Source organism: Eggerthella sp. BIOML-A1 (assembly GCF_009875595.1).
In the GTDB taxonomy this organism is placed as follows: domain Bacteria; phylum Actinomycetota; class Coriobacteriia; order Coriobacteriales; family Eggerthellaceae; genus Eggerthella; species Eggerthella lenta.
Genome location: NZ_WWRZ01000002.1, coordinates 275,250 through 288,394, shown reverse-complemented (window position 1 = coordinate 288,394; position 13,145 = coordinate 275,250). Strand labels below are relative to the sequence as shown.

The 13,145-nt window shown below is 65.4% G+C and carries 11 protein-coding genes; 8 read left to right on the top strand and 3 right to left on the bottom strand.

The window, feature by feature from the left end; all coding sequences use genetic code 11:
• Positions 1-143 precede the first annotated feature (143 nt).
• The 8 genes from GT590_RS03060 (at position 144) to GT590_RS03025 (ending at position 9,528) form a co-directional block, all read left to right on the top strand.
• A complete protein-coding gene (locus tag GT590_RS03060) occupies positions 144-1,757 on the top strand; it encodes an ABC transporter substrate-binding protein (protein ID WP_009607829.1) in 1,614 nt (537 codons plus the stop codon).
• Between the two features lie 85 nt (positions 1,758-1,842).
• Positions 1,843-2,727 carry an SGNH/GDSL hydrolase family protein gene (locus GT590_RS03055; protein ID WP_009607781.1) on the top strand — a complete coding sequence of 295 codons (885 nt, stop codon included), beginning with the start codon at positions 1,843-1,845 and terminating at the stop codon, positions 2,725-2,727.
• Positions 2,728-2,917: 190 nt separating this feature from the next.
• Positions 2,918-3,874 (top strand): ABC transporter permease, encoded by a 957-nt coding sequence (locus GT590_RS03050; protein ID WP_009306325.1) that lies wholly within the window; start codon positions 2,918-2,920, stop codon positions 3,872-3,874.
• Between the two features lie 4 nt (positions 3,875-3,878).
• Positions 3,879-5,906 carry a dipeptide/oligopeptide/nickel ABC transporter permease/ATP-binding protein gene (locus GT590_RS03045; protein WP_015760981.1) on the top strand — a complete coding sequence of 676 codons (2,028 nt, stop codon included), beginning with the start codon at positions 3,879-3,881 and terminating at the stop codon, positions 5,904-5,906.
• Entirely contained in the window at positions 5,903-6,763 is an 861-nt protein-coding gene (locus tag GT590_RS03040; protein ID WP_009607794.1) for an ABC transporter ATP-binding protein, read from the top strand. The genes GT590_RS03045 and GT590_RS03040 overlap by 4 nt, the downstream gene beginning before the upstream one ends.
• 138 nt (positions 6,764-6,901) lie before the next feature.
• Positions 6,902-7,894 (top strand): dihydrodipicolinate synthase family protein, encoded by a 993-nt coding sequence (locus GT590_RS03035; RefSeq protein WP_009306328.1) that lies wholly within the window; start codon positions 6,902-6,904, stop codon positions 7,892-7,894.
• A gap of 12 nt (positions 7,895-7,906) precedes the next feature.
• Entirely contained in the window at positions 7,907-8,857 is a 951-nt protein-coding gene (locus tag GT590_RS03030; protein WP_009306329.1) for an ROK family protein, read from the top strand.
• Positions 8,854-9,528: an N-acetylmannosamine-6-phosphate 2-epimerase gene (locus GT590_RS03025; protein WP_015760982.1), complete on the top strand. Its 675-nt coding sequence runs from the start codon at positions 8,854-8,856 to the stop codon at positions 9,526-9,528. Before GT590_RS03030 ends, GT590_RS03025 begins: the two co-directional genes overlap by 4 nt.
• Before the next feature lie 68 nt (positions 9,529-9,596).
• Here GT590_RS03025 and GT590_RS03020 read toward each other — a convergent pair whose 3' ends face one another.
• From GT590_RS03020 to nagB, 3 genes are all read right to left on the bottom strand, one after another.
• Complete coding sequence (locus GT590_RS03020) at positions 9,597-11,009, bottom strand: L-cystine transporter (RefSeq protein ID WP_015760983.1); 1,413 nt, start codon at positions 11,007-11,009, stop codon at positions 9,597-9,599.
• Positions 11,010-11,257: 248 nt separating this feature from the next.
• Positions 11,258-12,397, bottom strand: coding sequence for an N-acetylglucosamine-6-phosphate deacetylase (gene nagA, locus GT590_RS03015; protein ID WP_114538261.1), 1,140 nt, complete (start codon positions 12,395-12,397; stop codon positions 11,258-11,260).
• The gene (gene nagB, locus GT590_RS03010) at positions 12,388-13,116 is read right to left on the bottom strand and encodes a glucosamine-6-phosphate deaminase (protein ID WP_009306333.1); all 729 of its coding nucleotides are present in this window, start codon (positions 13,114-13,116) and stop codon (positions 12,388-12,390) included. Before nagB ends, nagA begins: the two co-directional genes overlap by 10 nt.
• Positions 13,117-13,145 lie beyond the last annotated feature (29 nt).

The following is a 13,145-nucleotide window of genomic DNA, read 5'->3' as shown; positions in this document are numbered from 1 at the left end:
GAACAAATATAAGAACATTGATCTTACAAGTTCTTTATTTTCTGGGGGTTTTCCCGGATAATGGGCACTGCTGTTGTGCGCGTGCGCAAGCACGCACGTACGTTCGGGGCCTCCTGCCCCGATACCGAAATGGAGGGAAACCAATGGAACAGCCTTTGAAAGCAACTTTGTCTCGCCGCACGTTCTTGGCGGGCAGCGCCGTCGCGGCGGCTGCAGCAGGCCTGACTCTGGCCGGCTGCGGTGGCGGCGGCGAAACGACGGACACCCCGTCGACCGATGCCGGCACCGACGCCGGCGCAGCGGCCCAGGGCGGCACGCTGACCGGCGCCATGGCCTACACGAGCACGAACGTCAACCCGATCGGCAACAGCTCCGCGCTGATGCTGGCCGCCACGTGGCATGTGTTCGAGGGCCTGTACGACCTCGATCTGCACACCTACAAGACCTATAACGCGCTTGCCGCCGGCGAGCCCACGAAGGTCTCCGACACCGAGTACGAGGTTGCCCTGCGCGACGGTGCCAAGTTCTCCGACGGCACGGACGTCACCACCGCCGACGTGGTGAACGCGTTCGAGAAGAACATGGCCGACGCCACCTACGGCGCCTTCCTCGAATTCATCGACACGGTGTCTGCGAAGGACGACAAGACCGTCTCCTTCACGCTGAAGTACCCCTTCGACAGCCTGCTGAAGGGCCGTCTGAGCGTGGTCAAGGTGTTCCCCGCCTCGCTGACCGAGGATGATCTGAAGACGAAGCCGATCGGTTCCGGCCCGTGGGTGTACGACACCATCAACGGCGACGACGGCGGCTCCATCGAGTTCGTGCCGAACACGAACTACAACGGCAAGTACGCCGCTACGGCCGACAAGATGCACTGGGACATCCTGCTCGACGACACCTCCCGCACCACCGCGCTGCAGGAGGCCACGGTCCAGGTCATGGAGAACGTGCCCGACGCCAACGCCGAACAGCTCATGGCCGCCGGCGCGTCCGTCGACTACATCCAGGGCTTCAACCAGCCGTTCTTCATGTTCAACACGCTCAAGAAGCCGTTCGACGATAAGCGCGTCCGCCAGGCGTTCTACTATGCCGTGGACGTGGACAAGCTGATCTCCAACGCCATGGCCGGCCATGCCGCGAAGGTGACGAGCTTCCTGCCCGAGAGCCACGAGAACTACCACAAGGCTTCCACGGTGTACACCTACGACCCCGAGAAGGCCAAGAGCTTGCTTTCCGAGGCCGGCGTCACCGACCTGAGCTTCGAGCTGATGACGAACAACAACTGGGTGAAGAACCTGGCCGCCGGCATCAAGAACGACCTCGATGCCATCGGCGTGAACTGCACCATCAACGAGACGAAGATCGACTGGGCGTCTCTGGCCGAGTCGGCCGACGTGCTGCCCTACGACGTCATGCTGACCCCGGGCGACCCGACCTGCTTCGGCAACGACCCCGACCTGCTGATGTCCTGGTGGTACGGCGACAACGTGTGGACCCAGGGCCGCAGCTGCTGGAAGAAGGCCGGCGACGGCAAGTTCGACGAGCTGCAGACCCTCATGCAGCAGGCTCGCGAGGCCACCGGCAACGAGCAGCAGGAGCTGTGGAACAAGTGCTTCGACCTTCTGGCCGAGGAAGTTCCGCTGTACCCGCTGTTCCACCGCGAGCTGGCCACGGGCTACCAGGAGACGCAGATCACCGGCTTCGAGCCCATCGCCACGACGGGCCTCGTGTTCCTCGGTGCGAGCGTGAAGGCGTAAGCGCGCGCTGTGAACCCGTAGAGCAAGGCAACCCCCAGGGCTCGCTCCGCAAGGAGCGGGCCCTTGCTTTTGAGAAAGAGGCCCTATGAGATCCTTTTCCATTCTCGGCGATTCCATCAGCACGTTCGATGGATGCAACCCCGACGGATTCGCCGTGTACTACCAGGGCGAACGCTGCGAGCAGACCAGCGTGACGTCGAGCGCCGACACCTGGTGGTCCCAAGTTATCGAACGCCTCGGCGGACGGCTGCTGGCGAACAGCTCGTTCTCCGGAAGCCTCGTGGAAGGCGCCGGCTTCCCTGCCGGAAACAGCCAAGAACGCATCGACGCACTGGCCGAAGACGGCGTGCAGCCCGATGTCGTCATCGTGCTCATGGGCATCAACGATTACGGCTGGGGCGGCGCGACGGCGCAAGCCGCCGGCCGCGGCAACGCCGTGCCCGTCGCGCTCGATCTTGACGCCATCGAACCGCACGCCCCGGCAGCCGCCGCGCCCGGCGCGATCGACCGCTTCCGCGCCGCCTACGGGCTGCTGCTGGAGCGGATGCGCGCAGCCTACCCGCAAGCCGAGGTATGGTGCTGCACGCTCTGCCCCGGACGCGTGGCCGGATGCCCGAGCCCCACGTTCGCATGGAACCTGCGCGGCGCACCGTTCAAGAGCTACAACGACGCCATTCGCGCTGCTGCGCGAGAGCACGGCTGCAACGTGGCCGACCTCGAGGCATTCGGCATAGACTACGAGGCCGTCGACGGCACCCACCCCACCGCACGGGGAATGCGCCAGCTGTCCGCTTTGATCGCGTCGTGCATCGAAGGTGCCGAACCCGATGAACGACTGCTGCCCGCCGACCTGTTCGACGAAACGTTTCGCTCCGGGGAGCTATGTCCCGGCGAGGCATGCGTCGGATGCGAGCATGCCCGCGGAACCGGGAGCAGCTGGTTTCTCGTATGCGAACGGAATCCGTCCTAACTCGAGCGGCGAGGTCGTACCGACGGCGTCGGACACGAAGCAAGATCGTTCTTATTTCTCCGCATAATCAGTGCGAATCATATAAAATACCATTGGTTGTCTACGCCTTACCGCGCCTGCGCGCGCGATGCAGGCAGCAGTTTGTCAGTGCAAGCGGGCTTTCGAGCCCACGAAGCGAAAGGGGGATACGGTGAGCAACCTGCTACGATTAATCGGACGACGCCTCATAGCGTTGCCGATCATGATCTTCGGTGTCACCATCCTCGTCTTCTTCATCATGGCACTCTCTCCTATCGACCAAGCGTATTCGGTCCTTGGCGAGAACGCCACTGAAGCCCAAGCCGAGCAGTATCGCGAGGAGCACGGATTGAACGATCCCATCCTCGTGCAATACGGTAACTTCATCGTCGGCCTCGTACAAGGCGACCTCGGCACCTACGGCGCGAACAACGCCTCGGTGGCCGATCGCATCGGCGAAGCTCTGCCCGTCACGTTGCAGTTGACGTTCTTCGGCCTCATCATCGGCGTGGTCATCGCAGTGATTCTCGGCGTGATCTCGGCCTTGTATCGGGATCGATGGCCCGACCAGATCATCCGCGTGTTCTCCATCGCCTGCATCGCCACGCCGTCGTTCTGGCTGGCGGTGCTCATGATTTTGCTGTTCTCCTCGATGCTGCACGTGCTGCCCGCCTCCGGCCCGCTGCCCTCGCTGACGGCCGATCCGGGCGGTTGGCTGGCCCGCATGGCCATGCCTGCCATCGCGCTGGGCGTTCCCGTGGCCGGCCAGCTGACGCGCGTCATCCGCACGTCCATGGTGGAAGAGTTGGACAAGGACTACGTGCGCACCGCGCTGGGCGCCGGCATCCCGAAGCGCGTCGTGGTGGCCCGCAACGTGCTGCGCAACGCGCTGATCACGCCCGTGACGGTGCTCGGCCTGCGCATCGGCTACCTCATCGGCGGCGCCGTGGTCATCGAGGTCATCTTCAACCTCCCGGGCATGGGCATGGCCATCCTCTCGGGCATCCAGTCCAGCTACACGATGCTCGTGCAGGGCGTCGTGCTGTGCGTGGCCATCACCTTCATCATCATCAACATCATCGTGGATATGCTTTATATCCTGATCGATCCGCGAATCAGGACGGTGTAGCAACATGGTCAAACTTCGAGGAAACCTCACTGATAAGATGGAAGCCAATCCCGGCAAGGTGCATTTCCGCCGGTGGAAGGCCATGAGCATCGGATCACGCATCTCGCTCGTCGTGCTCATCCTGATCGTCATGATCGCCGTGTTCGCCAACATCCTGGCGCCGCACAACCCGCTTGAGATCTTCACGGCACGCCAAGCCCCCGATGCCCAGTTCCTGTTCGGCACCGACGACAAGGGCCGCGACGTGCTGTCGCGTATGATGTACGGCGCGCGCTACTCGCTGATCATCGGCCTGGGCGCCACCGCCTTCGCCCTCGTGTGCGGCTCCATCATCGGCGCCGTCGCCGCCGTGGCGCGCAAATGGGTGTCCGAGGTCATCATGCGCATCCTGGACGTCATCATGTCCTTCCCCGGTATCGCGCTGGCCGCCACGTTCGTGCTCGTGTTCGGCAACTCGGTGCCCTCGCTCATCTTCGCGATCGGCTTTTTGTACATCCCGCAGATCGCCCGCATCGTGCGCGCCAACGTGGTGAGCGAGTACAATCAGGATTACGTGCGCGCCGTCGTCGTTTCCGGCGCCCGCGCCCCCTGGATCCTCGTGAAGCACGTCATCCGCAACTGCATCGCCCCGGTCATGGTGTTCACCATCGTGCTGGTTGCCGACGCCATCGTATTCGAGGCGTCGCTGTCGTTCATCTCGGCCGGCATTCCCGAGCCCACACCCACGTGGGGCAACATCCTGTCCGACGCCCGCGGCGGCGTGCTTGCCGGTCGTTGGTGGCAGGCGCTATTCCCGGGTCTGGCCATCATGATCACCGTGCTGTGCCTGAACATCCTGTCCGAGGGCATCACCGATGCCATGGCCGCCGCGCCCAAGGCCCCGGTCAAGGCCGATGACGCCGCCGTCCGCGCGAACCGCGAGGCCGACAAGCTCGTGGCCGACCCCACGCTGGCATACGCCGCCCAGGCGGAGATGCTCGAACAGCGCCTCAGCGAGCTTCAGGCGATTGAGAAGACGCGCACCGACCGCTTCGAGGCGCGCACCGACGTGCCGCCTATTCTGGAAGTGAAGGATCTGTGCATCAAGTTCCCGCGCCACGGCGACGTGAACGTGGTCGACCACGTGAGCTTCGTGGTGCGCCCGCGCCAGACCATGGGTCTTGTGGGCGAGTCCGGCTGCGGCAAGTCCATCACCTCCCTTACCATCATGGGGCTGCTGGATCCGAAGGCGAAGGTGTCCGGAGAGATCCTCTACGACGGCCAGAACCTGCTGAACATGGATCAGAAGCAGATGAACGCCTTGCGCGGTCGCGAAATCGCCATGATCTACCAGGACGCGCTCTCTTCGTTGAACCCGTCCATGCTGATCAAAGCCCAAATGAAGCAGCTCACGAAGCGCGGAGGAACCCGCACGGCCGAGGAGCTGCTGGAGCTGGTAGGACTCGATCCGAAGCGCACGCTTGACTCCTACCCCCACGAACTGTCCGGCGGCCAGCGCCAGCGCGTGCTCATCGCCATGGCGCTGACGCGCGACCCGAAGCTCATCATCGCCGACGAACCCACTACGGCTCTCGACGTGACCGTGCAGAAGCAGGTCATCGACCTGTTGAACAAGCTGCAGAAGGAGCTGGGCTTCGCGATGGTGTTCGTGAGCCACGACCTGGCGCTCGTCGCCGAGGTGGCCAACTCCATCACGGTCATGTACGCCGGCCAGGTGGTCGAACAGGGCCCGGTGTCCGACATCCTGTGCCATCCCGTGCACGAATACACCCGCGGTCTCTTGGGTTCGGTGCTGTCCATCGAAGCCGGCGGAACGCGCCTGCACCAGGTGCCCGGCAGCGTCCCCAGCCCGAAGGACTTCCCCGAGGGCGACCGCTTCACGCCGCGCTCCAGCCATCCTGACAAGGTGTCCCAGCTGCGCCCCGTGCTCAAGCGCGTGTCCGACTCCGACCACTACTACGCCGAGCTGCCCGACAGCGAGCTCAAGCGCCTCGGCATCAAACCGTACGTCCCAGGAGGTGCCATCATATGAGCGAGCAGGAACGCGTGAACGCGGGCGTCCAGCCCGCAACGGGAGCGGGAGAACCCACCCCCATCATCTTCCTCGACGACATCCGCGTGACGTTCAAAACGCGCACGGGCTCCATCCTGCATCCGAACAAAGTGCAGGCCGTGCGCGGCCTCACCCTCAAGCTCATGCCCGGCGAAACCTTGGGCATCGTGGGCGAATCCGGCTGCGGCAAGTCCACCACGGCCAACGTGATGTGCGGTTTGCAACAGCCCACGTCGGGCAAGGTGTTCTTCAAGGGCGAGGACGTGACGAAGCGCTCGGCTGCGCAGCGCCGTCTCATCGGCCGCGTGATCTCGGTGGTGTTCCAGGATCCGGCCACGGCGCTGAACGCGCGCATGAGCGTGCACGACCAGCTGATGGATCCGCTCGTGGTGCACAAGGTGGGCGACAAGACGTCCCGCGAGCGCCGCGTGCTCGACCTCATCGAGATGGTGGGCCTGCCGAACTCCGTGCTGGATGCCCTGCCGGGCCAGCTGTCCGGCGGCCAGCGCCAGCGCGTGGCCATCGCGCGCGCCCTGTCGCTTGAGCCCGACGCCATCATTGCCGACGAGCCCACCAGCGCCCTCGACGTGTCGGTGCGCGCGCAGATTTTGAACCTGCTGATGGATCTCAAGCGCGACTTGGGCCTGTCCATGGTGTTCATCAGCCACGACATCCAGACGGTGCGCTACATTTCCGACCAGATCATCGTGATGAACGCCGGAGAGGCCGTGGAGCGCGGCGCGGCGAAGGACGTGTTCGAGCACCCGAAAGACGCCTACACCAAGCTGCTTCTGGGAGCGGCTCCGTCGCTTCTGCATCCCGAATTGGGCAAGTAAGCTTACGACGTTTCCCCTGCGCCCTCGGTTGAACCGGGGGCGCTTTTTATGTGGCGACCTGCCCTCTTGCGTTGACGCTTACGCTGAGGGAGTTTACCCTTTTACCGTTTACCGACGAACAGAGAGAGGCTTGCTCCTATGACTGATTCACCGTTTCGCGGCGTCATTCCCCCCGTCGTCATTCCGCTGACCGAGAAGCGCCAGCTCGACCTCGAGGCGCTCGAGCGCTCCATCAACCGCATGATCGACGCGGGCGTCGACGGTCTGTTCTTCCTGGGATCCTCGGGCGAGGTTGCCTTCCTCACCGACGCGCAGCGCTACCACGTTCTGCAAGAGGCCATCGCCATGGTGCACGGCCGCGTACCGGTGCTCACGGGCATCATCGACATGGAAACCATGCGCGTGGTCGACCAGGCCAAGCGCGCGACGGGCTACGGCGTGGACGCCCTCGTGGCAACCGCCCCCTTCTACGCCCTCGGCGGTCCCAAAGAGGTGGAACGCCACTTCCGCGCCATCCGCGAGCACACCGACCTGCCGCTGTTCGCCTACGACCTGCCCGCTTGCGTGCACACGAAGCTCGATCCCACGATGCTCGTGCGCCTCGGCGAGGACGGCGTGCTGCAGGGCGTGAAGGACTCTTCGGGCGACGACGTGTCGTTCCGCTGGCTGTGCCTGCAGAACGAGGACGCCGGCCACCCGCTGCAAGTGCTGACCGGCCACGAGGTGGTCGTGGACGGCGCCTACCTGGGCGGTGCCGACGGCTCGGTTCCGGGTCTGGCGAACATCGATCCGGCAAGCTACGTGGAGCAGTGGCGCGCCGCGCAAGCCGGCGACTGGGAGCGCGTGCGCGAGATCCAGAATCACCTCGCACGCCTCATGTACGTCACGCGCGAGGTGAAGGCCACCGTGGGCTTCGGCGCGGGCGTGGGCGCGTTCAAGACGGCGCTGTGGCAGATGGGCGTGTTCAACACGAACCAGATGCGCGAGCCCGTGTGCGCGCTCGAAGGCGAGGACGTGGAGCAGATCGTCGCCGTGCTGAAGCGCGCGGGACTCATGGACGCCGACGCGCCGATCCGCCAGGCGCACTGGGATGCGTGCCCCGTCTCGCCCGGCGCTCCGGCTTGCAAGTAGCGTGAGCGCCGCATGAGCGTCGAACATCCATGCACGATTGCCGCCTTCGACGTGGGCGGCACGAAGATGGCGGGTGCGCTCGTGCGCTATTCCGCCGCCGATGCGGCGCCGACGGTGGACGCCCTGCGCAGCGTTCCCACGGAAGCCCAGCGCGGCGGCAGCGCCGTGCTGGACACCCTGGCCTCGCTCGTGGCCGACGTGGTAGCCGATGCCGAAGACGACGTTGTCGGCATCGGCGTGGGGACGGCCGGGCTCGTGGACGTGCGCACGGGCGGCATCGCGTTCGCCAACGAGCTCATGCCCGGCTGGACCGGTCAGCCCGTAGCCGAGCGTCTGAGCGCGTCGCTCGGCCTTCCCGTGGCCGTGCTCAACGACGTGAAGGCTCATGCGCTCGGCGAAGCTCGTTGGGGCGCTGCCCGCGGCGCTCAAACCTGCTTCGTTATCGCAGCGGGCACCGGGCTCGGCGGCGGCATCGTGGCGAACGGCCGCGTGCTGCTAGGCGCGCACGGGTTCGCAGGCGAGCTGGGGCGAACGCCCTGCCCCGATGCGCTGGGCACGCCGCGCGCCTGCGGCACCGCCAGCGAGCTTGAATCCATCGCGGCCGGCAGCGGAATCGAAGCCCGTTACGTCGCAGCAGGAGGCGAACGCCTTGCGGGAGACGAGATAGCCAGGCGCGCCGCAGACGGCGAGGAGCTGGCACGCCGCATCATTCTGGAGGCGGGCGCGGTGCTCGGCGAAGCCATCGCAACCTGGACGGATCTGCTGGATCCGGAACTTGTCGTGCTCTCAGGCTCGGTATGCAACGCCGGAAAAGCCTGGCGAGCCGCCCTGCAAGAAGGCTTCGAGCGACAGGCGCCTTCCGTGATGCACGGCCTGCCCATCGTCGATGCCGCGCTCGGCAGCCGAGCCCCGCTCATCGGAGCCGCCGAATACCTGCTCGATACCCTGAAAGGACGATCATGACCGATCCCCTGATTTCCTCCCTGCAAGGCAAGCTCATCGTCAGCTGCCAGGCCTACGTGGGCGAGCCGATGCGCCACCCCGAAACCATGGCGCAGGTTGCCCTGTCCGCCGAACGCGGCGGCGCAGCCGCTATCCGCTGCCAAGGCCTTGCCGACATCGCCGCCATCAAAGGCCAGGTGGAAATCCCCGTCATCGGCCTTTGGAAAGAGGGGCACGACGGCGTCTACATCACGCCGACGCTGCGCCACGCGCGCGCCTGCATCGCCGCCGGCTCCGACGTGGTGGCCATCGATGCCACGGCACGCCCCCGCCTCGACGGTCGCACCTTCGAGGAGACCGTGGAGGCTTTGCGCGGTGAAACGCTGATCATGGCCGACTGCTCCTGCATGGACGACGTGCAGCGGGCGCTCGAAGCCGGTGCGGACATCGTGTCCACCACCCTGGCGGGCTACGTGCCCGGCGGCCGCGAGAAAACCGCCGGCCCCGACCTCGAGTTCCTGCGCGAGGCCGTCGCCGCGGCGGGCGACGTGCCCGTGTTCTGCGAGGGTCGCATCCACACGCTCGCCGATGCGCAGGCGGCCATGGAGGCGGGAGCCTTCGCCATCGTGGTGGGGACGGCCATCACCCACCCGCAGTCCATCACTTCCTGGTTCGCCGACGCCATCGGCTAGGACGCGCCGAATCCGATGCGCGAAGCCCTGGAGGGGATCATCCCCCTCCAGGGCTTTTTTCATGCCCGTCAGCTCACGTGCGCCTCGGCGGTGACACGCGCCTCCGGATCGTCCAGAACCGAGCGGTCGAGGCCGCCCGCAACATGCGAGGCTGTAATGCCCGCCACCATGGAGTCGCTGACGTTGAGGGCGGTGCGACCCATGTCGATGAGCGGCTCCACGGATGCGAGGACGGCCACCACCTCGATAGGAAGCCCCATCGTCCCCAACACGATGAGCGAGGCGAACGTCGCTCCCCCGCCCACTCCTGCCACACCGAACGAGCTGATGGCCACCACGGCGATGAGCGGCACGAAGAACGTAGGAGACAGCACGTCGATGCCTACGGTAGGCGCCACGATGGTGGCCAGCATCGCCGGGTACACGCCCGCGCACCCGTTCTGCCCGATAGACATGCCGAAGCTTGCCGCGAGGTTCGCCGACGCGCTGTCCACGCCCAGGGCTTTATGCTGCGTCTCGATGTTGAGCGGCAGCGCGCCCGCGCTCGAACGCGATACGAACGCGAAGCTGAGCACGGGAAACGCCTTCTTGAAGTAGGTCGCCGGATTCACACGGTTCGCCAGCAAGATGAGACAATGCACGCACAGCACCGCCAGCAACGCGCCGTAAGACACGAGCACGAACTTTCCCAGTCCGAGGATGGCGCGGTAATCGCTCGCGGCCATCACCTTCGCGATGAGCGCGAGGATACCGTACGGGGTGAGCCCTAGCACCATGGCCACTATCCGCATGACGATGCCGTACAGGCTGTCGATGAGGCTCTTGAAGAAGTCTGCCTGGTCAACGTCTTTATCGCGCAACCCGATATATGCGACGCCGAGGATGGCCGAGAAGATGACGACCGCGATGGTGGAGGTGGATCGGGCGCCAGCGAGGTCGGCGAAGGGGTTCGTCGGGATGAACGAGAGGATTTCCTGCGGCAGCGTAAGGCTGGCAGCCTCGCTCTGCTGGGAGGCGAGCGACGAAAGCTCGGCGGCATCGGTGGTCGCGGCATCGAGGAAGCCCGCATGCGCAAGCCCGGTCAGAACCGTCGCACCCCAGCCTAGCACGGCCGCAACGGTCACCGTGCCCAGCAGCACGGCCAACACCGCGAAGGCGATGCGCCCGAAGTGCTCGGTGACCTCCGCGCGCGTGAACGCCCCGACGATGGCCACGAACACGAGCGGCATGACGAGCATCTTCAACAAGCCGATATAACCCTGCCCCACGATGGATATCCAGTCGAGCGCCGTCGTGGCAGCATCCCCGTCGCGGCCGAGCAACAGCTGGATTCCCAAACCTAGCAGGACGCCCAGCCCGAGCGCGGTGAACACCCTCGCCGTGAAGCTTAGGCCCTTCGATCGCATGATCTTGAGCACGACGAGCATGGCAGCGAACACCGCCAAGATACCTGCGACGGGCACCAGCACCTCCATCGACATAGGCAACGCCCTTCCTCGTTTATCCGACGAAAAAAGTAGAGTATAGGACGAGCATGCCAAGAAGAAACCGGAAAGCCGTCAAAGAGAATGAAGCGTCACCGAACGGTAGCGCCGCCGGCTGCCGCCTCCCCCGAAAAACGGCAAAGGGCGAAGGGCTCTGCACAGAGCGGCCGAGAGCGTCGGTCGCCTCCGCACGGAACCCTTCGCCCCGCTGCCGAGCCCTCGCCCGGCGCGATGAACGCAGAAAGCTACCCCAGCAGCTCGCCTCGCAGGATCACGTGGCGCACGCGGAGGTTCTCATCGAGCACCACGGCGTCGGCGATCTTGCCGACCTCGATGCTGCCGCGCTCCCCTTCCAGCCCCAACGCGCGGGCAGGATTGGCGCTGGCGGCCCGAACAGCTGCATCCAGCGGGATGCCCATGTCGCGTACGGCGACGCGCACACACGCCATGAGGTCGGTGGCCGAGCCCGCGATAGTGCCGCTGCGCAGCGTGGCGACGTTGCCCCGCACGGTGACATCCTGGCCGCCCAGCGAGTACTCGCCGTCGTCGAGGCCCGTCGCCATCATCGAGTCGCTGATAAGGATGACCCTATCGGCTCCGAAAGCGGCGAACAGGAGACGCACCATGGACGGATGGATATGCACCCCGTCGGCGATAAGCTCGGGCATCACCTCCGAATGGTCGAACGCCGCGCCGATGGGGCCGGGCTTGCGGTGGTGCAGCGGCGGCATGGCGTTGCACAGGTGCGTCATCTGCCGAGCGCCGGCTTCGATGGCCGCGCACGCGGTATCGTAGTCGGCCTGCGTATGCGCGATGGACACGCGCACGTCGGACGACACCGAGCGGATGAAATCGAGCGCGCCGTCCACCTCGGGCGCCACGTCGACCAATTTGATGAGATTGCCCGAACGTTCCTGCAAGCGACGGAACATCGCCTCGTCGGGCAGATGGAGGTAGGCAGGGTTCTGCGCGCCGATGTTGCCGGGCGAGATGTAGGGACCCTCCATGTTGATGCCCACGAGCGCCGCCCCGTCGCGCTTCGCCTCGTAGGAGGCCGCGGCATCCATGATGGGAGCCAGCACGTCTTCGGGATAGGTCATCGTGGCCGGGCAGATGGCCGTCACGCCGCACGAGGCCTCGTGCCGCGCGATGGCGTCGATGGCCTCTTCGGTGCCGTCGCAGAAGTCGTGCCCCACGCATCCATGGAAATGCAGGTCGATGAGGCCCGGAACGACGTAGCATCCCGACGCGTCGAGCACCTGACCGTCAGCCGCCGTCGCCGCAGTGCCCTGCGGGTCGACAACCGCGAAGCGCTCGCCTTCGATGACGATGTCGGCGGACGCGAATCCCGCGCCCGTCAGAACCGAGCCGCCCCTTACTTGCACAGCGCACCCGCTGCCGGATCGACGATGACGGTGGCATCGGGATGGAACTGCAGGATGGACGCCGGCACTTCGGGCGTGACCGGGCCGAAGAACGCCTTCTTCACGATCTCGGCCTTGTGGGAACCCTCCACCACCACGAGCACGCTGCGCGCGGCCATGATGGTGCCGATGCCCATGGTGTACGCCTGGCGCGGCACGTCTTCAACGCGGTCGAACAGGCGGCTGTTCGCCTGGATGGTGCTCTCGGTGAGATCCACGCAGTGCGTGGCCTTCGGGAACGTGTCCTCGGGCTCGTTGAAGCCGATGTGCCCGTTCGGGCCGAGGCCGAGCAGCTGCAAATCGATGCCGCCCGCCTCTTCGATGGCCTGTTCGTAGACTGCGCACACGGCCTCGGCATCGGGGTTCGAGCCCTCGGGCACATGCGTGCGTGCCTGATCGATGTCCACATGATCGAACAGGTGCTTCTTCATGAAGTAGCGGTAGCTCTGATCGTGCTCGGGATCGAGGCCGCGATACTCGTCCAGGTTGAACGTGGTCACGTCGGCGAAGCTGATCTTGCCCTGCGCGCAATCGTCAACGAGGCACGCGTACAAGCCGATGGGCGTCGTGCCCGTGGCCAGCCCCAGCACGCACGACGGGTCGGCCTCGACGAACGACGCGATGCGGTCGGCGGCGCGACGGCTCATATCCTCGGTGCTCTCGGCGATGATGAATTCCATGGAACCTCTCTTCTCTCGGATCGAACGGA